Origin of the sequence: Rhodanobacter caeni, assembly GCF_039523575.1 — a bacterium.
Classification (GTDB): Bacteria; Pseudomonadota; Gammaproteobacteria; order Xanthomonadales; family Rhodanobacteraceae; genus Rhodanobacter; species Rhodanobacter caeni.
This window is the reverse complement of the sequence record NZ_BAAAFO010000002.1, coordinates 519,224-537,800: the sequence shown is the minus strand read 5'-3', so window position 1 is coordinate 537,800 and position 18,577 is coordinate 519,224. Positions and strand designations below refer to the sequence as shown.

The following is an 18,577-nucleotide window of genomic DNA, read 5'->3' as shown; positions in this document are numbered from 1 at the left end:
GTTGACAAGCCAAGGGGTGTGCCGTACGGTCAACGACATGTCGCAGCGCAGCACACATCGCCGCATCACCGGTATGAATCATCCCGCGATGGTTGCTGGCCCGCCGCGATTGCGCGACGCGCTCATCCTCGTCCTTGTACTCGTACTCCTCATTACCAACGGAGGTGCGGGCTGAGGGCATGTGTCCAGGTAGTTAGAAGATGACCTGATGACTCCCGAAGAACCCCGCACCCGGAAACGAATGCGGGGTTTTTTCATGCCCTTGGCGCCGCCTCGCGGAGCCAGCGATGAATAACCAACCGGCAGCAACGAACGACAGCATTGATGGCGAGAACAGCTCGCCCGATCGCGTATTGATCTTCGACACCACCCTGCGCGATGGCGAGCAGGCTCCCGGTTTTTCGATGGATCTGCACGCGAAGCTGAAACTGGCGCATGCGCTGGAAGAGCTCGGCGTGGACATCCTGGAAGCGGGTTTTCCGCAGGCGTCGCCGGATGATTTCAACGCGGTGGCGAAGATTGCCCGGTCGTTGACGAAGACCACTGTCGCCGGCCTGGCCCGCTGCGTTCCCGGCGACATCGACAGCTGCGCCCGTGCACTGGAAGGCGCGCGCCGCTCGCGCATCCACCTGTTCCTGTCCACCAGCCCGCTGCATCGCGAACACAAGCTGGGCATGAGCAAGCAACAAGTGGTGGAAGCGGCCGCGCGCTCGGTCGAGCGTGCCCGCGAGCTGTGCCATGAGGTGGAGTTTTCGGCCGAGGATGCGCTGCGCACCGAGCCGGAGTTCCTGGTCGAGGTGTTCAATGCCGCCGCCGCCGCGGGCGCCACCACATTGAACGCGCCGGACACCGTCGGCTATGTCACGCCAGCGGAGATGTTCGAGATGTTCACCTACCTGCGCAAGAACGTGCGCAACGCGGAAAACCTGATTTTCTCCAGCCATTGCCACAACGACCTGGGCATGGCCGTGGCCAACAGCCTGGCCGCGGTAAGCGCGGGCGCGCGGCAGATGGAATGCACCATCAACGGCATCGGCGAGCGCGCCGGCAACGCCGCGCTGGAGGAACTGGTGATGGCGCTGAAGGTGCGCGCACCGCACTTTCGCGTCAGCACCGGCATCGACACGCGCAAGCTGTATCCCACCTCGCGACTGCTGACCCAGCTCACCGGCCAGGGCGTGCCGCGCAACAAGGCGATCGTGGGCGACAACGCGTTCGCGCACGAATCGGGCATCCACCAGCACGGCATGCTCAAGCACCGCGGCACCTACGAGATCATGCATCCGCAGGATGTGGGCATCGCCGAAACCAGCCTGGTGCTGGGCAAGCATTCCGGCCGCCACGCGTTGCGCGAGCGGCTGCAGAAGCTGGGGCACACGCCGGACGACGCCACGCTGGACGGCATCTTCGCCCGCTTCAAGGCGCTGGCCGACCAGCGCCGCGACATCCACGACGACGACCTGCAGGCGCTGGCGCTGGGCCAGGACCCGGACACCACCGGCCCGTGGAGCCTGCTGCAGTTGAACGCCAGCTCGCACCTGGGCGGCGGCAGCTCCACCGCGGTGAAGCTGGTGCACGAGGATGGCCGCGAGGTGGCCGAGGCGGCCATCGGCGACGGCCCGGTCGATGCCGTGCTGCGTGCCATCACGCGCGCTACCGGCATCGAGCTGGCGCTGAACCAGTTCCAGATTCGCGCGATGGGCGAAGGCGGCGATGCCCAGGGCCGCGCCGAACTCACCGCCCGCCACGGCAACCTCGACTGGCACGGCCATGGCGTCAGCACCGACATCGTGGAGGCGGCCGCGCTGGCCGCGCTGGCGATCGTCAACCGCATCGAACGGCAGGCCCCGGCCCGCCACCATTCCGCACCGAAAGCATTGGGATCCACACCATGAGCACGCCTTTCATCTGGCACAACGGACAGCTCAAGCCCTGGGCCGAGGCCAATGTGCACGTCAGCACCCATGCGCTGCACTACGGCTCGTCCGTGTTCGAGGGCGAGCGCGTGTACGCGACCCATCGCGGCCCGGCGTATTTCCGGCTTGAGGACCACACCCGGCGCCTGTTCGAGTCGGCCAAGGTCTACGAGATCGAGATCGGCTACAGCGAGGCGCAGATCAACGCCGCCTGCATCGAGCTGATCCGCGCCAACAAGATGGAATCGGCCTACGTGCGCCCGATCGTGTTTCGCGGCGCCGGCGGCCTGGGCGTGCTGCCCAAGGGCGCCGCGCCGGTGGACGTGGCGATCATGGCGCTGGACTGGGGCGCGTACCTGGGCGAGGCGGCCGAGCGCGGCGCCGACGTCTGCGTGTCGTCGTGGCACCGGCCCGCGCCCAACACCATTCCCAGCTGGGCCAAGGCCGGCGGCAACTACCTCAACAGCCAGCTGATCGGGCTGGAGGCGCGCCGCGGCGGCTACGACGAGGGCATCGCGCTGGGCCACAACGGCCTGCTGAGCGAAGGTGCCGGCGAGAACCTGTTCCTGGTCAAGCGCGGCAAGCTGCTCACGCCGCCCTCCAGCGCCGGCATCCTGGCCGGCATCACCCGCGACACCGTGCTGACGCTGGCCGCCGACCTGGGTCTGAGCGTGGAAGAACGCGACCTGCCGCGCGAGGCGTTGTATACCGCCGACGAGATCTTCATGACCGGCACTGCTGCCGAGGTCACGCCGGTGCGCTCGGTCGACCGCAAGAACGTGGGCGACGGCACGCCCGGCCCGATCACCAAGGCCTTGCGCCAGGCCTTCTTCGGCCTGTTCGACGGCCGTACCGAAGACCGCTGGAACTGGCTGAACGTCGTCAGTGACCGCGACAATAAAGAACCGGCCGCCCACGACCGGACTCCCCACGAACAGCCAGCGTCGACTGGAGCCAACGCATGACCGCAAGAACCTTGTTCGAGAAAGTATGGGACGCCCACGTGGTGGCGCCCGAGACCACCGATACGCCCGCCGTCCTGTACATCGACCTGCACCTGGTGCACGAAGTCACCTCGCCGCAGGCGTTCAGCGAGCTGCGCCAGCGCGGCCTCACCGTGCGCCGCCCCGATCGCACCCTGGCCACGCTCGATCACTCCACGCCCACGCTGCCCACCGGGCCCGACGGCGTGCGGCCGTATACCAATGCCGCCGCCAAGGCGCAGGTGGAGCAGCTTGAGGCCAACTGCGCCGAGTTCGGCGTCACCCTGCACGGCTGGGACAGCGACCAGCGCGGCATCGTGCACGTGATCGGCCCCGAGCTGGGCGCCACCCGGCCGGGCATGACCATCGTCTGCGGCGACAGCCACACCTCTACCCATGGCGCGTTCGGCGCGCTGGCGTTCGGCATCGGCACCACCGAGGTGGGCCACGTGCTGGCCACCCAGTGCCTGCTGCAGCGCAAGCCGAAAACCATGGCGATCCGCGTGGACGGCAAGCTGGCCCCCGGCGTGGGCGCGAAGGACCTGATCCTGCACATCATCGGCACGATCGGCGTCGATGGCGGCACCGGCTACGTGCTGGAATACCGCGGCTCGACCATCGAGGCGTTGTCGATGGAAGAGCGCATGACGGTCTGCAACATGTCGATCGAGGCCGGTGCCCGCGCCGGCCTGATCGCCCCCGACGAAACCACTTTCGCCTGGCTGAAGGGACGCCCGCTGGCGCCGCAGGGCGCCGACTGGGAGGCCGCCGTGGCGAAGTGGCGCGCCCTGCGCAGCGACGAGGGCGCCCGCTACGACCGCGAAGTGCATTTCGATGCCAGCAAGATCGGCCCCACCGTCACCTACGGCACCCACCCGGGCATGGCCAGCGCGCTGAGCGCGCCGCTGCCGGAGCCGGCCAACGCGCAGGAGCGCCGCGCCCGCGACTACATGCATTACGAGCCCGGCCAGTCGATGGAAGGCATGGCGGTGGACGTGGTGTTCATCGGCAGCTGCACCAACTCGCGCCTGCCCGACCTGCGCGAGGCGGCCAGCGTGCTGCGTGGCCGCCACGTGGCCGATGGCGTGCGCATGCTGGTGGTGCCCGGCTCCGAGGCGGTGCGCCGCGATGCCGAGCGCGAGGGCCTGCATCAGGTGTTCCTGGATGCCGGCGCCGAATGGCGCGTGCCGGGCTGCTCGATGTGCATCGCCATGAACGGCGACCTGGCGCAGCCGGGCCAGCTGGTCGTCTCCACTTCCAACCGCAATTTCGAGGGCCGCCAGGGCAAGGGCGCGCGCACCGTGCTGGCCAGCCCGGCCACCGCGGCCGCATCGGCCGTGGCCGGCGTGATCGCCGATCCGCGCGTGTACCTGGCGGAGGTTGCTGCATGAGCGCGGCGTCCCGACGCCACGGGAAACTGCTCCCTCTCCCCTGTGGGGAGAGGGTTGGGGAGAGGGGCAGCGCTGGCCTCACGGCTCTATCGGCGCACGCTTCGATCCACCACACCGCGAGCACCCTCCCCTCATCCGCCCCTTCGGGGCACCTTCTCCCCAGCGGGGAGAAGGGATTTTGCCCTTCGGAGATTTTCTGATGCAGCCCATTACCCGCCTGCAGTCGCGCACCGCCGTACTGACCGACGAAAACATCGATACCGACCGCATCATCCCGGCGCGATTCCTCACCACCACGGTGCGTGAGGGCCTGGGCAAGCTATGCTTCAACGACTGGCGCTACCAGGCCGACGGCTCCGACAACCCGGCCTTCCCGCTCAACCAGCCGCAGTCGCAGGGCTGCTCGATCCTGGTGGCCGGGCGCAATTTCGGCTGCGGCTCCTCGCGCGAACACGCGCCATGGGCGCTGCTCGACTACGGCATCCAGGCCGTGCTGTGCAGCGAGATCGCGGACATCTTCCGCAACAACGCTTTGAAGAACGGCCTGCTGGCGATCGTGATCGACGAAGCGCAGCACCGCTGGCTGCTGGACAACCCCGGCGCGGAGCTGGCGATCGACGTGCGCGAGCAGACGATCGAACTGCCCGACGGCAGCCGCATCGCGTTCACGCTGGAGCCGTTCGCCCGCCACTGCCTGCTCAACGGCGTGGACCAGCTGGGCTTCCTGCTGCAGCACACCGACGCCATCGGCAATTTCGAAAACCAGGAGAAAGCGGCATGAAGGCACGCATCGTCACCCTGCCCGGCGACGGCGTGGGTCCGGAAGTCACCGCCGCGGCTGTCGCCGTGCTGCAGGCCGTGGCCGGTCATTACGGTCACGAGTTCAGCTTCGATGAACAGCTGATCGGCGGCTGTGCCATCGACGCCACCGGCGAGCCGCTGCCCGCCGCCACGCTGGCCGCCTGCAAGCAGGCCGACGCCGTGCTGCTGGGCGCCGTGGGCGGGCCGAAATGGTCCGACCCGAACGCACCGGTGCGCCCCGAGCAGGGCCTGCTGGGCCTGCGCGCCGCGCTGGGCGTGTACGCCAACCTGCGCCCGCTGCAAGTGCACCCGGCGCTGGCCGAGCTGTCGCCGCTGAAGAACGAACGCCTCAAGGGTGTCGACGTGCTGTTCGTGCGCGAACTCACCGGCGGCGCCTACTTCGGCGCCAAGACCCGCACCGACGACACCGCCACCGACGAATGCAAGTACACCGTGGCCGAGGTGGAACGCGTGGCTCGCCGCGCCTTTGCGCTGGCACGTGCCCGCCGCAAGCACCTCACCTCGGTGGACAAGGCCAACGTGCTGGAAACCTCGCGCCTGTGGCGCAGCACGGTGCAGCGCATCGCCACCGAATTCCCGGACGTGAAGGTCGAGCACCAGCTGGTCGATTCGATGGCAATGCTGCTGCTGAGCCAGCCGTCGCGCTACGACGTGGTGGTCACCGAGAACCTGTTCGGCGACATCCTCACCGACGAGGCCGCCGCGCTGGCCGGTTCGCTGGGCCTGCTGCCGTCGGCGTCGCTGGGCGAGAGCCGCGTGGGCCTGTACGAACCGATCCACGGCTCGGCCCCGGACATCGCCGGCAAGGGCGTGGCCAACCCGGTCGGCACCATCCTTTCCGCCGCGCTGCTGCTGCGCCATTCGCTGCAGCTGGAAGCCGAGGCGGTGGCGATCGAATCGGCCATCGACCGCGTGCTGCGCGACGGCCCGCACAGCCGCGACATCGGCGGCCAGGCCGGTACACAGGACGTGCTGGATGCGGTGCTGCGCGCCCTGGACGCCGACGCCAGCGCCGCTCCCTCCCTGCGCTCGGCCGGCTGACCCCGCGCTTCACCCGATGCCTTACTGGAACTCCCATGCGTAGTGATGCAATCAAAACCGGCGCCGACCGCGCCCCTGCCCGCGCCATGCTGCGCGCCACCGGCATGGACGACGACGCCATCCGCAAACCGCTGGTGGCCGTGGTGCACACCTGGTCCGACGTCAGCCCGTGCAACCTCAACCTGCGCGATCTGGCCGCGGAAGTCGCCAAGGGCATCCGCGCCGCGGGCGGCACGCCGGTGGAGTTCAATACCATCGCGGTCACCGACGGCATCGCCATGGGCACGGCCGGCATGCGCTATTCGCTGGTGAGCCGCGAGGTCATCACCGACTCCATCGAGGCGGCGGTCGAGGGCCACCTGTGCGACGCGATGGTGGTGCTGTGCGGTTGCGACAAGACCATCCCCGCCGCCGCGATGGCGATGGCGCGGCTGGATATTCCCGCGGTCGCGCTCTACGGCGGCACCATCGCGCACGGCCTGCACAAGAATCGCCCGATCACGATCCAGCAGGTGTTCGAGGCGGTCGGCGCCCATGGCGCGGGCAAGATCGACGATGCCGAGCTGCGCTCGGTGGAATGCGACGCCTGCGGCGGCGCCGGCGCCTGCGGCGGCCAGTTCACCGCCAACACCATGGCGATGGTGCTGACCACGCTGGGCCTGTCGCCGATGGGTTTGAACGACATCCCCGCCACGCACCCGGACAAGCTCAAAGCCGCTCAGCGCTGCGGCGAGCTGGTGATGGAATGCCTGCGCGAGGATCGCCGCCCCAGCTCGATGTTCAACCGCACTGCGTTGAGCAACGCCGCGCGCATGGTGGCCGCCACCGCCGGTTCCACCAATGCCGTGCTGCACCTGCTGGCGATCGCCCGCGAGGCCGGCGTGCCATGGACGCTGGAGGACTTCCAGCCCGCCTCCGAGAACACCCCGGTGATCTCCGACCTGCTGCCCGGTGGCCAGTACACCGCGGTGGAACTGTTCGACGCCGGCGGCATCGCCCGCGTGGCGCAGGAGCTGATCGCCGCCGGCATGCTTGAAGACGCGCCCACCGTCACCGGCCGCACGCTGTTTGCCGAGGCCGCCGAGGCACCGCGCTTCGAGGATCAGCAGGTGGTGTTCCCGGTCAGCGCACCGATCAAGCCGCGCGGCGGCTATTCCATCCTCTACGGCAATGTCGCGCCGGAAGGCTGCATCCTGAAGATCCCCGGCAAGAACAGCGCCGGCCACGGCGCGACCCATTTCGAGGGCACCGCCCGCGTGTTCGAGAGCGAGGAAGCCGCGTTCACCGCCGTGCAGGAAGGGCGCATCGGCAAGGGCGACGTGGTGGTGATCCGCAACGAAGGCCCCGCCGGCGGCCCCGGCATGCGCGAGATGCTGGGCGTCACCGCCGCCTTGATCGGCCGCGGCCTGGGCGACGACGTGGCGCTGATCACGGATGGCCGTTTCTCCGGTGCCACCCACGGTTTCATGGTGGGCCACGTGGCGCCGGAAGCGGCGCGTGGCGGCCCGATCGCGCTGCTGCGCGACGGCGACCACCTGCGCATCGACGCCAACACCCGCGAACTGGTCACCGATGCCGACCTCGACGGCCGCCGCGCCAGCTGGCAGCCGCCCGAGCCCAAAGTCACCCGCGGCGTGCTGGCCAAGTACGCGCGGCTGGTTGGTTCCGCCTCCGACGGCGCCAACACCCACCCCGATACGGCGGTGCAGACGCCCGCCCACACAAACAAACCAACCAAAGCAGGAGTTACCGCATGAGCAACAACGACACCCTGGGCAATGCCCGCATCGCCGTTCTCGGCTACGGCAGCCAGGGGCGCGCCCACGCCCTCAACTTGCGCGACTCCGGCCTCGACGTCGTCGTCGGCCTGCGCAAGGGCGGCCCGTCCTGGGAAAAGGCCAGCGCCGAGGGCTTCAAGGTGGCCGAGCCGGGCGAGGCGGTGAAGGGTGCCGACCTGGTCGCGGTGCTGACGCCCGACATGGTCCAGGCCGACGTCTACACCCAGAGCATCGAGCCGAACATCAAGCCCGGCGCCGCGCTGCTGTTCGCGCACGGCTTCAACGTGCACTTCAAGCGCATCGACCCGCGCAAGGACATCGACGTGATCCTGGTGGCGCCCAAGGGCCCCGGCGCGCTGGTGCGCACCGAGTATGAGCGTGGCCGCGGCGTGCCCAGCATCTGGGCGGTGTACCAGGACGTGTCCGGCCAGGCCGAGGCCAAGGCGCATGCCTATGCCAACGGCATCGGTGGCGGCCGCGCCATGCTGATCAAGACCGACTTCAAGGAAGAGACCGAGACCGACCTGTTCGGCGAGCAGGCCGTGCTGTGCGGCGGCGCCTCGTCGCTGGTGCAGGCCGGCTTCGAGACCCTGGTGGAAGCGGGCTACCAGCCGGAAATCGCCTACTACGAAGTGCTGCACGAACTGAAGCTGATCGTGGACCTGTTCTACGAAGGCGGCATCACCAAGATGCTGCAGTTCGTCTCCGAGACGGCCCAGTACGGCGACTACGTCAGCGGCCCGCGCGTCATCGACGCCGGCGTGAAGGAGCGCATGAAGGGCGTGCTGACCGACATCCAGGACGGCACCTTCGCGCGCAACTGGATCGCCGAGTACGAGGCGGGCCTGCCGAACTACAAGAAGTTCAAGCAGGCCGACCTGGAGCATCCGGTCGAGGTGGTGGGCGCCAAGCTGCGCGCACGCATGCCGTGGCTGCAGCCGGAACCGGCGAAGAAGGCGGGCTGATCGACGTCCCGTTCCCCGGTTCGCCGGGGAACGGAGCGGCAAGGTTTTTCCATCGGGGACACGACGTGAAACGTTTCCACATTGCGCTGGCGGTTCGCGACCTGGCCGAGTCGATCGACGACTACAGCCATCGACTGCACGCACGGCCAAGCGCCGTCGTCGCCGGCAAGTACGCGATGTGGCGTACCGACCTGCTGAATTTCTCCATCAACCAGATGCCGGAGCGCGCGGGCCAGTTGCGCCACATCGGCTTCGAGGACGACCTCGCCGAAGGCTTCTCCAGCGCCACCGACGTGAATGGCCTGGTGTGGGAAAGCTTCTGCGCGGCGGAACAGGATCGGAAGATCGTGGAGACCTACGGCGCCCCGGTCGGGCCGGGACGACCACCAGGGGAATGAGCCCCCACCCATGACACCAGCGTTGGGGTGACAGGTGCATCGCACAGGCCACCGCACCGCGTCCAAGCAACCGGCGCACGCCGGCCATGCCAAGGAACGCAAGATCGTGAATGCACAACTGATGAATACCAAGTCCACCCCGGCGCCCGCCGGCAACCTGCACCCGCTGGCGGCGACGTCCATGAGCGGCGCCGAGGTCATCGTGCAGGTATTGGCGGACGAGGGCGTCGACGTGCTGTTCGGCTATTCCGGCGGCGCCATCCTGCCGGTCTACGACGCCGTCTTCCGGCACAACGCCACCCACCCCAACGATGACGGCAGCGAGCCGTTGCCGCTGATCGTGCCCGCGAACGAGCAGGGCGCGGGCTTCATGGCGGCCGGCTATGCGCGCGCCTCCGGCAAGGTGGGCGTGGCGGTGGTCACCTCCGGCCCCGGCGCCACCAACATGGTCACCCCGGTGCGCGATTCGATGGCCGACTCGATCCCGATGGTGGTGATCTGCGGCCAGGTCGGCGTGGCCGCCATCGGCAGCGATGCGTTCCAGGAGGCGCCGGTCAGCACGATCATGGGCGCGTGCGCGAAGCACGTGTTCCTGGTGACCGACGCCAGCCTGCTCGAAAGCACCCTGCGCACCGCGTTCGAGATCGCCCGCAGCGGGCGGCCCGGGCCGGTGGTGGTGGACGTGCCCAAGGACGTGCAGAACACCTCCCTGACCTTCCGCGGCGAGGGCCAGTTGCCGATTCCCGGCTATCGCGCGCGCCTGCGCAGCGTCGAGTCGGCCCATCTGGACGACGCCGACTGCGCCAGCTTCTTCGCCGCGCTGACGCGTGCGGAGCGCCCGCTGATCTACGCCGGCGGCGGCGTGATCGCCTCCGGTGCCGCCCAGGCGCTGCGCGCCTTCGTGGCCGACTTCGGCCTGCCCGTCGCCACCACGCTGATGGGGCTGGGCGCGTTCGACACCACTGACCCGCTGGCGCTGCATTTCCTGGGCATGCACGGCACGGCCTACGCCAACTACGCGGTGGAAGACTGCGATTTCGTGCTGACCCTGGGCGCGCGCTTCGACGACCGCGTGGCCGGCGTGCCGGACAAGTTCGCCCCGCGCGCCCGATTCATTGCCCAGGTGGACATCGACCCGGCCGAGATCGGCAAGGTGAAGACGGTGGACTGGCACCATATCGGCGACCTGCGGCGCACGCTCGAACGCCTGCGCGAGTACGCCGCGGCGCACGGCATCCAGCCACGGCAGGAAGGGCGCTACGACGCCTGGCATGCGCACATCGCCGACCTCAAGCGCGCGCATGCGCTGAACTACGACCGCGACAGCGCGCTGATCCAGCCGTACGCGGTGATCGAGGCGATCAACCGCATCACCGAGGGCCGCGCGATCATCAGCACCGGCGTGGGCCAGCACCAGATGTGGGCCGCGCAGTATTTCGATTTCCGCGAGCCGCGGCATTGGCTCAGCTCCGGCTCGATGGGCACGATGGGCTTCGGCCTGCCCGCGGCCATTGGCGCGCAGTTCGCGCGGCGCGACGCCACTGTCATCGACATCGACGGCGACGGCAGCATCCGCATGAACCTGGGCGAGCTGGAGACCGTCACCACCTATGGCCTGCCGGTGAAGATCGTGCTGCTCAACAACCGTGGCGACGGCATGGTGCGGCAGTGGCAGAAGCTGTTCTTCAAGGGCCGCTTCGCCTCCTCCGACAAGAGCCTGCACACCAAGGATTTCATCAAGGCCGTGCAGGCCGACGGTTTCACCTGGGCACGCCGGCTGGAGCGCAAGGAGGAGCTGGCCGACACCATCGCCGAGTTCCTGGCGTACGACGGCCCCGCCTTCCTGGAAGTGATGATCGACCCGGATGCCGGCGTCTACCCGATGGTGGGCCCGGGCATGTCGTACGCCCAGATGATCACCGGTGAGTTCATCGCCTCGCGTCAGCATGCCGCCGGCGACGAAACCCTTCGCAACGACATGTTTTGAGCAACGCCATGAATCCCGCCATGCAACAACACACGCTCACGATCATGCTGCAGAACGAGACCGGCGCCCTGGTGCGCGTGGCCGGGCTGTTCGCGTCGCGCAGCTACAACATCGATTCGCTCAACGTGGCCGCCACCGCCGATCCGGCCATTTCGAAGCTGGTGCTCAGCATCCGCGGCGACGACCAGGCCGTGGTGCAGATCGTGCGCCAGACGCGCAAGCTGATCGACGTGCTCGAAGTCAGCCATCAAGCGACGGTGGCCTGAGATGAACGCCGTCTCCAGCAAGCCGCCGGTGCAACCGGACGGGCAATCCTCGTTGTCCGAGGAGGAACTGCTGCGCCGCATGTATGCCGCACGCGTCTATGACGTGGCGCGCGAGACCGCGCTGCAGCCCGCGCCACTGCTCTCGGCGCGGTACGGCCGCACGGTGGCGCTGAAGCGCGAGGACCAGCAGCCGGTCTTTTCGTTCAAGCTGCGCGGCGCCTACAACAAGATGAGCCGTCTCGATCCTACCCAGCGCGCCTGCGGGGTGATCGCCGCCTCGGCCGGCAACCATGCGCAAGGCGTGGCGCTGGCGGCGGCGAAACTGGGCATCCGCGCGGTCATCGTGATGCCGGTGACGGTGCCGCGGGTCAAGCTCGATGCGGTGCGCCGGATCGGCGGCGACTCGGTCGAGGTGGTGTTGTGCGGCAACTCGTACAGCGAGGCCCAGGCCGAGGCGCTGCGCCTGCAGTACGCCCACAGCTACACCGTGGTGCACCCGTTCGACGACCCGGACGTGATCGCCGGCCAGGCCACCATCGGCCTGGAGATCCTGCGCCAGCATCCGGGCCCGTTGCATGCGGTGTTCGTGCCGGTGGGTGGCGGCGGCCTGCTGGCCGGCGTGGCCGCCTGCATCAAGTCGCTGCGGCCGGAGGTCAAGGTCATCGGCGTGCAGGCTGCCGATTCCGACGCGATGGCCCGCTCGCTGGAAACCGGCGACCGGGTGACGCTGGACGAAGTGGGGCTGTTCTCCGACGGCACCGCGGTCAAGCAGGTCGGCGTGCGCACCTATGCCCTGTGCCGGCGCCATGTCGACGCCATGCTCAGGGTCGATACCGACGCCATCTGCGCCGCGATCCGCGACGTGTTCCAGGAAACGCGCAGCGTTCCCGAACCAGCCGGCGCGCTGGCGCTGGCCGGGCTCAAGCAGTACATCGCCGAACAGCAGGCCGCGGGTGAAGAGGGCGAAGGCGCCATGGTGGCGATCGTCTCCGGCGCCAACATGAATTTCGACCAGCTGCGTTTCGTGGCCGAGCGCGCCGAGGTGGGCGAGCAGCACGAAGCGGTGTTCGCGGTGACCGTGCCCGAGCAGCGCGGCAGCTTCCGCCGCTTCTGCGCCACGCTGGACGACCGCAGCATCACCGAATTCAACTACCGCGTCGGCGACGCCCGCCAGGCGCACATCTTCGTGGGCGTGCAGACCGCGAACCGCGGCGAGCGCGAGGCGCTGATCGCCGCGTTCCACGCGCAGGATTTCGGCGTGCTGGACTTGACCGACGACGAGCTGGCCAAGTTGCACCTGCGCCACATGGTGGGCGGCCGCTCGCCGCTGGCGCAGGACGAGCAGCTGTACCGGTTCGAATTTCCCGAGCGCCCCGGCGCGCTGACCCGCTTCCTGGGCCACATGCATCCGGACTGGAACATCAGCCTGTTCCACTACCGCAACCAGGGCGCGGACTACGGCCGCATCCTGGTCGGCATCCAGGTGCCGCCGCACGAACGCGAGCTGTTCCAGCGCTTCCTCGAAACGCTGGGCTATCCGTACCGCAACGAGAGCGACCACAGCGCCTACCGGCTGCTGCTGCAGGGCTGAGAAGACGCCGGGCAAGCCGTCATTCCGGTGGCCGAAGAGCCGGCCGGCGCCGGTCAGAACAGGTCGATACTTCCCGCCAGGGTGCCGCCTTCCAGCAGGCCCTGCGCGGTCAGCGCCTCGAAGCCGTGCACGCAGTTGCGGCCGTGCTCCTTGGCGAAATACAGCGCCTTGTCCGCACGTTCGAGGACGGTGGCGGGGTAGTCGTGTTCGCCGATGCGCGCGTAGCCGACGCTGACGGTGACGTGCTCCACCCGCGGAAAGACGTGTTCGGCCATGCGCAGCCGGAACCGCTCCAGCACGGTGCGCACGGTGGCCTCGTCGTGGGCCGTCAGCAGGATCACGAACTCCTCGCCGCCGAAGCGGAACAGCACGTCGGACTGGCGGAAGCAGGCGCGCATCTGCTGCGCCAGCAACAGGATCACCTCGTCGCCGTAGACGTGGCCGTAGCTGTCGTTGATGCGTTTGAAGTGGTCGATGTCGAGGATGGCCAGCCACACCTCGTCGCGCGCGGACGGATCGGTGTGGCGGCGCTCGTCCAGCGCCTCGGTGGGTATCGCGCCCGGATCCGCCTGCAACAGGCGCTGCAGGTGCCGCTCGAACGTGCGGCGGTTGTACAACCCGGTCAACTTGTCGCGCTCGCTCTCGTTGAGCAGCGCGGTGTAATTGGCATAGATGCGCGCGAAGCCGGCCACCAGCGGCCGGCTGTCGCCGCAAGGCACGTCGCTTTCCAGCTGCAAGGCGCCCACGGCACGGCCTTCGGAAAGTATCGGCACGATCAGCCGATGCAGCCCGCCCGCGCCCGGATACTCGTGCGTCTCCACCCGCTCGGCGCCCTGGCGCAGCAGGTGCAGGGACGGATCATCCGGCGCCGGCTCGAACACCCGAAGCTCGTAATGGCCGTGGGCGCCCACCGTGCAGCGCACCACGGTGCGCAGCCGGCCGTGGTTGTCGGCGGTGTACTTGCCCAGCGACACGCTGCGTGCCGCAGTCAGTTCGGCCAGCGAAAGCACCAGGCTGTGATCGAGCGCATCGACGTCGCGGTGATGGGTGAAGGCCGCGACGGAATCAAGCAGGCGGGAATGGGCCAGCAGCCGGGACGCATCGGCCGGCTCGGCATCGCTGCTGCGCGGCACCGCCATGTTGTCCCGCCCGGAGCTTTCACACTCGACCATCACCCCTCCCAACGCCACAGCGCATCCGCAAAAAGCCAGGCATGGCGGAAGCCGGAACGGAACGCCTGACCCTGTATCGGCCGCGCGCCATCGCGCTTTAGGCAGCCGCCCGCGCTCCATCCCGGCAGGTGACTCCTGCCGCAAGACTGGACGCCAACGTCACGGCGGCGCCGGCCCCCCAGCCGCGCCACCAGCGCCAAGTATCGCCGGTTTTCGGCGCCGTTCCACGCCCGGCCAGCGAGGGCGTGACGTGCGCGGCGGCACAGCCCCCCGGGCCACGGGCTAAACTCCCCCGATGGCCCCCACGTCCCGCAAGCGCCGCCCGCAGAAAACCGCTCCCTCGCCTGCTCCACGGCCGCGCCCCGGCGCGGCGGCCCGGCCGCGCGCCAAGGCGCCACGTCCGGCCGACAGCTCCACCACGGCCACGCGGGTATTGAACTGGCTGCTGCGCCGCTGGCCGGCGCGCCAGCGCGAGAAGGCACTGGATTACCTGGTGCTGACCCGCATGGATCGCCCGATCGGCGCGCTGCTGTTGCTGTGGCCGACCTGGTGGGCGCTGTGGCTGGCCGCGGGCGATTTCCCGCCGTGGAAGCCGCTGCTCATCTTCACCCTGGGCGTCTTCGCGATGCGCGCGGCCGGCTGCACGATCAACGACTATGCCGATCGCGAGCTCGACCCGCAGGTGGCGCGCACCGCCGGGCGCCCGATCGCCGCCGGGCGGGTCACGCCGCGCGAGGCCCTGGCGGTGGCCGGCGTGCTGCTGGCGGTGGCGTTCGTGCTGGTGCTGTTCACCAACCGCCTCACCGTCGAGCTGTCGTTCGTGGGCGCGGCGCTGGCGGCGCTGTACCCGTTCACCAAGCGCTACACCTACATGCCGCAGGTGGTGCTGGGCACGGCGTTCGGCTGGTCGATCCCGATGGCGTTCGCGGCGGTGGCCGGCACGGTGCCGCCGGTGGGCTGGCTGCTGTTCATCGGCAACATCCTGTGGTCGGTGATCTACGACACCGAATACGCGATGGTCGACCGCGACGACGACCGCAAGGTCGGCGCCAAGTCCACCGCGATCCTGTTCGGCGACGCCGACGTGCCGATCCTGGGCGTACTGATGGGCACGTTCCTGTTGACGATGCTGTTCGTGGGCCAGCGCGCGGCCCTGGGCTGGCCGTTCTGGCTGAGCCTGCTGGCGGCGGCGGGCCTGTTCGCCTGGCAGCTGTGGCTGATCCGCGACCGCCAGCGCGACGCCTGCCTGGCCGCGTTCCGCCACAACAACTGGGTCGGGCTGACGTTGTGGATCGGCGTAGTGCTGGCGCTTGCGGCGAAATAGCGAAGAGCGAGGAGTGAGTGGAGAGAAGTGAGAAGTGAGTGCGGCGAGACAGTGCTTTCTGCTTTCTGCTTTCTCTCACTTCTCACTCCTCTCCACTCACTTCCGCTTCAGGGGCGCCCTTGCCAGCGCCCACACGTCGACCCGCTGCACGCCCGCGCGTTTCAGCACGCGAGCGCATTCGGCGAGCGTGGCGCCGGTGGTCATCACGTCGTCGATCACCGCCACGTGCGACGCCAGTGCCACACCTTCGCGCAACGCGAACGCACCGCGCACGTTGCGCCGGCGACCCACGGCGTCGAGCTCGGTCTGCGCTCCGGTGCGGCGCACGCGCTGGAGCGCGTCGATGCGCAACGGCAGGCGCAGCTCGCGCGCCAGCGGCCGCGCCAGTTCCAGCACCTGGTTGTAGCCGCGCTGGCGCAGGCGGCTGCGGTGCAGCGGCACGGTCAGGATCTGCTGCGGCAGGGCCATGGGACAGGTCTCGCGCCGCCACAGGCTGGACAGCACGCGCCCGGCGGCCAGGTCGGCGCCGAACTTGAAGCGCGATTCCAGCCGATCCAGCGGCCAGCCGTAGCGAAACGGCGCCCACGCCACATCCCACGGCGGCAGACGGCGCTGGCACTCGCCGCACAGCGCGGCGGACGTGGCCAGCGGCAGGGCGCAGCGGGCGCAACAGCTCCGGTTGCGCGGCAGTTCGTTGCTGCAGTCGGCGCACAGATCCATGCCGTGCGCGCCCGCCGCGCCGCACAACAGGCAGCGCAGGGGCAACAACCAGCGCAGCAGCGCTGACGCAACCTGCTGCGGACGGTTCGTCTCCATGATCCATCGCTCCGGCATGGTGCGATGGTAGCGGCACGGTCCGGTTCGCGCCGAGCGGACATTCACGGTCTACACTCGGCAAGCGTCAACGGCGTCAATATCGTCCATTCCTACAGGAGGTTCGCATGAACACACCCCACGACGGCAAACCCGCATCATCGACCTGGCCCACGATCGCGGGCACGGCCTTGCGCGTGGCTTTCGGCGTGATCTGGGCCGTCAGCGCCGCGCTGACCTGGACCGACGGCTTCGCCGACCACTACGTCGGCTACCTGCACAACGCCGCCACCGGCCAGCCGGCGTGGTCGGCGTGGTGGTTCAACATGTGGATCGCGCTGGTGACGCCGCACGTGGGGCTGTTCGTATGGGCCACGCGCATCGCCGAGACGCTGCTGGCGCTGGCCCTGCTGCTGGGCTTTGCGCGCAAGATCACCTATGTCGCGGGCATCCTGTTCAGCCTGCTGATCTGGAGCACGGCCGAAGGTTTCGGCGGGCCGTATTCGGTGGGCGCCAACAACATCGGCGCGGCGATCAGCTTCGTGCTGATCTTTGCGGCGCTGATCGTGATCAACCTGCGCGCCGGCCCCAGCCCGTACAGCCTCGACTACCTGATCGAAAGCCGCTGGCCGCGCTGGCGCCGGTTCTCCGAGTGGAACAACCGCGTTCCGCTGGAGCAGGTGCCGCATCTTTCCTGGCGCGTGCAGGCACCCGCGCTGGCCGGCGTGCTGGTGCTGGTGGCGCTGCTGCTGGCCGGCCTGCACAGCGCGCTTAACGTGCGCAGCGCCAGCCCGACCGCCGCCGCCGCCGCGGTGACGCCGCTGTCGCTGGCCTCGACCCAGCCGATCAAGCAGGCCCGCGATGCGCGCCTGCCGCCGCTGCAGCCGGGCGACAGCGTGGACGTGCACATCACCTCCAGCGACGACACGGTGGAGATCGCCAGCGGCGTGCAGTACCAGGCCTGGACCTTCGGCAAGACCGTGCCCGGCCCGGTGATCCACGTGCGCCAGGGGCAGACGGTGAACGTCACCCTCACCAACCGCGGCACCATGCAGCACTCGATCGACTTCCACTCGGCGATCACGCCGCCCAGCCTGCACTACGTGGACATCATGCCGGGCGAGTCGATCAGCTTCTCGTTCGTGGCCAAGGTGCCGGGCGCCTTCCTCTACCACTGCGGCACGCCGCCGGTGCTGCTGCACATCGGCAACGGCATGTACGGCGCAATCATCGTCGACCCCGCCGAGCCGTTGCCACCGGCCGCCGAGAGCTATGTATTGGTGCAGGGCGAGTGGTACACCCAGCAGGTCTCCGGCACGCTGATGGCCGGCAACTACGAGAAGATGCAGCAGATCCGCCCCGATGAAGTGGTCTTCAACGGCGCCGCGTTCCAGTACGCGCAGCATCCGCTGACCGCCAAGCCCGGCGACCTGGTGCGCCTGTACGTCGTCAACGCCGGTCCCAACCTGTGGAGCGCGTTCCACGTGATCGGCGCGATCTTCGACAAGGTCTACCCCGGCGGCAACCCGGCGCAGGCCATCGACGGTGTCTCCACCTACACGGTGGGGCCGGGCGAGGGCGCGGTGTTCGACCTCACCCTGGACGAGGCGGGTCATTATCCGTTCGTGGATCACTCGATGGCGCACGCCGTGCTGGGCGCGCAGGGCATCCTGGAGATCGCCACGCCGGGCGAGACGCTGGCCAAGCCGCAGATCACCAAGGCGCCGGCTGACGCGAACGCCGCGCCGCCGCCGGCGGCCACCGGGCCGTACACGTTCAACCCGGCCCACGGCGCGCAGCTGTACGGCACCTATTGCGCGGCCTGCCACCAGCCCACCGGGCTGGGCTTGCCCGGTGCGTTCCCGCCGCTGAAGGGCAACCCCGCCGTGCTGGATGCGGACCCGACCAAGCATCTGGACGTGATCCTGCACGGCCTGCAGGGCGTGGCCATCGACGGCGTCAGCTACCCCAGCGCGATGCCGCCGTTCGCCGCCAGCCTCAACGACGCGGACATCGCCGACATCGCCAACCACGAGCGCCTTTCCTGGGGCAACCAAGCCAGGCAGGTGACCGCCGAGCAGGTGAAGGCGGTACGCGACGCCAGCAAATAACATCGCGGCCAGCCGCCTT

Annotated in this window: 15 protein-coding genes; 13 read left to right on the top strand and 2 right to left on the bottom strand. The window is 69.0% G+C overall.

Going from position 1 to position 18,577, the window contains the following annotated elements:
- Positions 1-287 precede the first annotated feature (287 nt).
- From ABD017_RS06860 to ilvA, 11 genes are all read left to right on the top strand, one after another.
- Positions 288-1,895: a 2-isopropylmalate synthase gene (locus ABD017_RS06860; RefSeq protein ID WP_343881491.1), complete on the top strand. Its 1,608-nt coding sequence runs from the start codon at positions 288-290 to the stop codon at positions 1,893-1,895.
- Positions 1,892-2,881: a branched-chain amino acid transaminase gene (locus ABD017_RS06855; protein ID WP_343881489.1), complete on the top strand. Its 990-nt coding sequence runs from the start codon at positions 1,892-1,894 to the stop codon at positions 2,879-2,881. The genes ABD017_RS06860 and ABD017_RS06855 overlap by 4 nt, the downstream gene beginning before the upstream one ends.
- Positions 2,878-4,290 (top strand): 3-isopropylmalate dehydratase large subunit, encoded by a 1,413-nt coding sequence (gene leuC, locus ABD017_RS06850; RefSeq protein ID WP_343881488.1) that lies wholly within the window; start codon positions 2,878-2,880, stop codon positions 4,288-4,290. Before ABD017_RS06855 ends, leuC begins: the two co-directional genes overlap by 4 nt.
- A gap of 199 nt (positions 4,291-4,489) precedes the next feature.
- A complete protein-coding gene (leuD, locus tag ABD017_RS06845; RefSeq protein WP_343881486.1) occupies positions 4,490-5,071 on the top strand; it encodes a 3-isopropylmalate dehydratase small subunit in 582 nt (193 codons plus the stop codon).
- The gene (gene leuB, locus ABD017_RS06840) at positions 5,068-6,153 is read left to right on the top strand and encodes a 3-isopropylmalate dehydrogenase (RefSeq protein ID WP_343881484.1); all 1,086 of its coding nucleotides are present in this window, start codon (positions 5,068-5,070) and stop codon (positions 6,151-6,153) included. Before leuD ends, leuB begins: the two co-directional genes overlap by 4 nt.
- 35 nt (positions 6,154-6,188) lie before the next feature.
- On the top strand, positions 6,189-7,910 hold the full coding sequence (ilvD, locus tag ABD017_RS06835) for a dihydroxy-acid dehydratase (protein WP_343881483.1): 1,722 nt from the start codon (positions 6,189-6,191) through the stop codon (positions 7,908-7,910).
- Complete coding sequence (gene ilvC, locus ABD017_RS06830) at positions 7,907-8,896, top strand: ketol-acid reductoisomerase (RefSeq protein ID WP_343881481.1); 990 nt, start codon at positions 7,907-7,909, stop codon at positions 8,894-8,896. Before ilvD ends, ilvC begins: the two co-directional genes overlap by 4 nt.
- A 65-nt stretch (positions 8,897-8,961) precedes the next feature.
- Positions 8,962-9,294, top strand: coding sequence for a VOC family protein (locus ABD017_RS06825; protein ID WP_343881480.1), 333 nt, complete (start codon positions 8,962-8,964; stop codon positions 9,292-9,294).
- Between the two features lie 121 nt (positions 9,295-9,415).
- The gene (gene ilvB / locus ABD017_RS06820; protein ID WP_343882197.1) at positions 9,416-11,281 is read left to right on the top strand and encodes a biosynthetic-type acetolactate synthase large subunit; all 1,866 of its coding nucleotides are present in this window, start codon (positions 9,416-9,418) and stop codon (positions 11,279-11,281) included.
- Positions 11,282-11,301: 20 nt separating this feature from the next.
- Entirely contained in the window at positions 11,302-11,547 is a 246-nt protein-coding gene (gene ilvN, locus ABD017_RS06815) for an acetolactate synthase small subunit (protein ID WP_343881479.1), read from the top strand.
- Position 11,548: 1 nt separating this feature from the next.
- The gene (gene ilvA / locus ABD017_RS06810; RefSeq protein ID WP_343881478.1) at positions 11,549-13,138 is read left to right on the top strand and encodes a threonine ammonia-lyase, biosynthetic; all 1,590 of its coding nucleotides are present in this window, start codon (positions 11,549-11,551) and stop codon (positions 13,136-13,138) included.
- A gap of 53 nt (positions 13,139-13,191) precedes the next feature.
- Here ilvA and ABD017_RS06805 read toward each other — a convergent pair whose 3' ends face one another.
- Positions 13,192-14,310, bottom strand: coding sequence for a GGDEF domain-containing protein (locus ABD017_RS06805; RefSeq protein ID WP_343881477.1), 1,119 nt, complete (start codon positions 14,308-14,310; stop codon positions 13,192-13,194).
- Between the two features lie 295 nt (positions 14,311-14,605).
- Between ABD017_RS06805 and ubiA the strand changes: the two genes are divergently transcribed.
- Positions 14,606-15,634, top strand: a complete 1,029-nt coding sequence (gene ubiA / locus ABD017_RS06800; protein WP_343881476.1) for a 4-hydroxybenzoate octaprenyltransferase — start codon at positions 14,606-14,608, stop codon at positions 15,632-15,634.
- A gap of 96 nt (positions 15,635-15,730) precedes the next feature.
- Here the strand turns inward: ubiA and ABD017_RS06795 are convergent, their stop codons facing one another.
- Positions 15,731-16,450 carry a ComF family protein gene (locus ABD017_RS06795; RefSeq protein WP_343881474.1) on the bottom strand — a complete coding sequence of 240 codons (720 nt, stop codon included), beginning with the start codon at positions 16,448-16,450 and terminating at the stop codon, positions 15,731-15,733.
- Positions 16,451-16,575: 125 nt separating this feature from the next.
- Between ABD017_RS06795 and ABD017_RS06790 the strand changes: the two genes are divergently transcribed.
- A complete protein-coding gene (locus ABD017_RS06790; protein ID WP_343881472.1) occupies positions 16,576-18,558 on the top strand; it encodes a multicopper oxidase domain-containing protein in 1,983 nt (660 codons plus the stop codon).
- Positions 18,559-18,577: the final 19 nt, after the last annotated feature.

What these genes read in the sequence shown, in the direction of transcription:
- ilvN (WP_343881479.1), top strand. Translation starts at nt 11,302, where the DNA reads ATGCAACAACACACGCTCACGATCATGCTGCAGAACGAGACCGGCGCC.
- ABD017_RS06855 (WP_343881489.1), top strand. Translation starts at nt 1,892, where the DNA reads ATGAGCACGCCTTTCATCTGGCACAACGGACAGCTCAAGCCCTGGGCC.
- ilvC (WP_343881481.1), top strand. Translation starts at nt 7,907, where the DNA reads ATGAGCAACAACGACACCCTGGGCAATGCCCGCATCGCCGTTCTCGGC.
- leuC (WP_343881488.1), top strand. Translation starts at nt 2,878, where the DNA reads ATGACCGCAAGAACCTTGTTCGAGAAAGTATGGGACGCCCACGTGGTG.
- ABD017_RS06795 (WP_343881474.1), bottom strand. Translation starts at nt 16,450, where the DNA reads ATGGAGACGAACCGTCCGCAGCAGGTTGCGTCAGCGCTGCTGCGCTGG.
- leuD (WP_343881486.1), top strand. Translation starts at nt 4,490, where the DNA reads ATGCAGCCCATTACCCGCCTGCAGTCGCGCACCGCCGTACTGACCGAC.
- ubiA (WP_343881476.1), top strand. Translation starts at nt 14,606, where the DNA reads ATGGCCCCCACGTCCCGCAAGCGCCGCCCGCAGAAAACCGCTCCCTCG.
- ABD017_RS06790 (WP_343881472.1), top strand. Translation starts at nt 16,576, where the DNA reads ATGAACACACCCCACGACGGCAAACCCGCATCATCGACCTGGCCCACG.
- leuB (WP_343881484.1), top strand. Translation starts at nt 5,068, where the DNA reads ATGAAGGCACGCATCGTCACCCTGCCCGGCGACGGCGTGGGTCCGGAA.
- ABD017_RS06860 (WP_343881491.1), top strand. Translation starts at nt 288, where the DNA reads ATGAATAACCAACCGGCAGCAACGAACGACAGCATTGATGGCGAGAAC.
- ABD017_RS06805 (WP_343881477.1), bottom strand. Translation starts at nt 14,310, where the DNA reads ATGGTCGAGTGTGAAAGCTCCGGGCGGGACAACATGGCGGTGCCGCGC.
- ilvA (WP_343881478.1), top strand. Translation starts at nt 11,549, where the DNA reads ATGAACGCCGTCTCCAGCAAGCCGCCGGTGCAACCGGACGGGCAATCC.
- ilvD (WP_343881483.1), top strand. Translation starts at nt 6,189, where the DNA reads ATGCGTAGTGATGCAATCAAAACCGGCGCCGACCGCGCCCCTGCCCGC.
- ilvB (WP_343882197.1), top strand. Translation starts at nt 9,416, where the DNA reads ATGAATACCAAGTCCACCCCGGCGCCCGCCGGCAACCTGCACCCGCTG.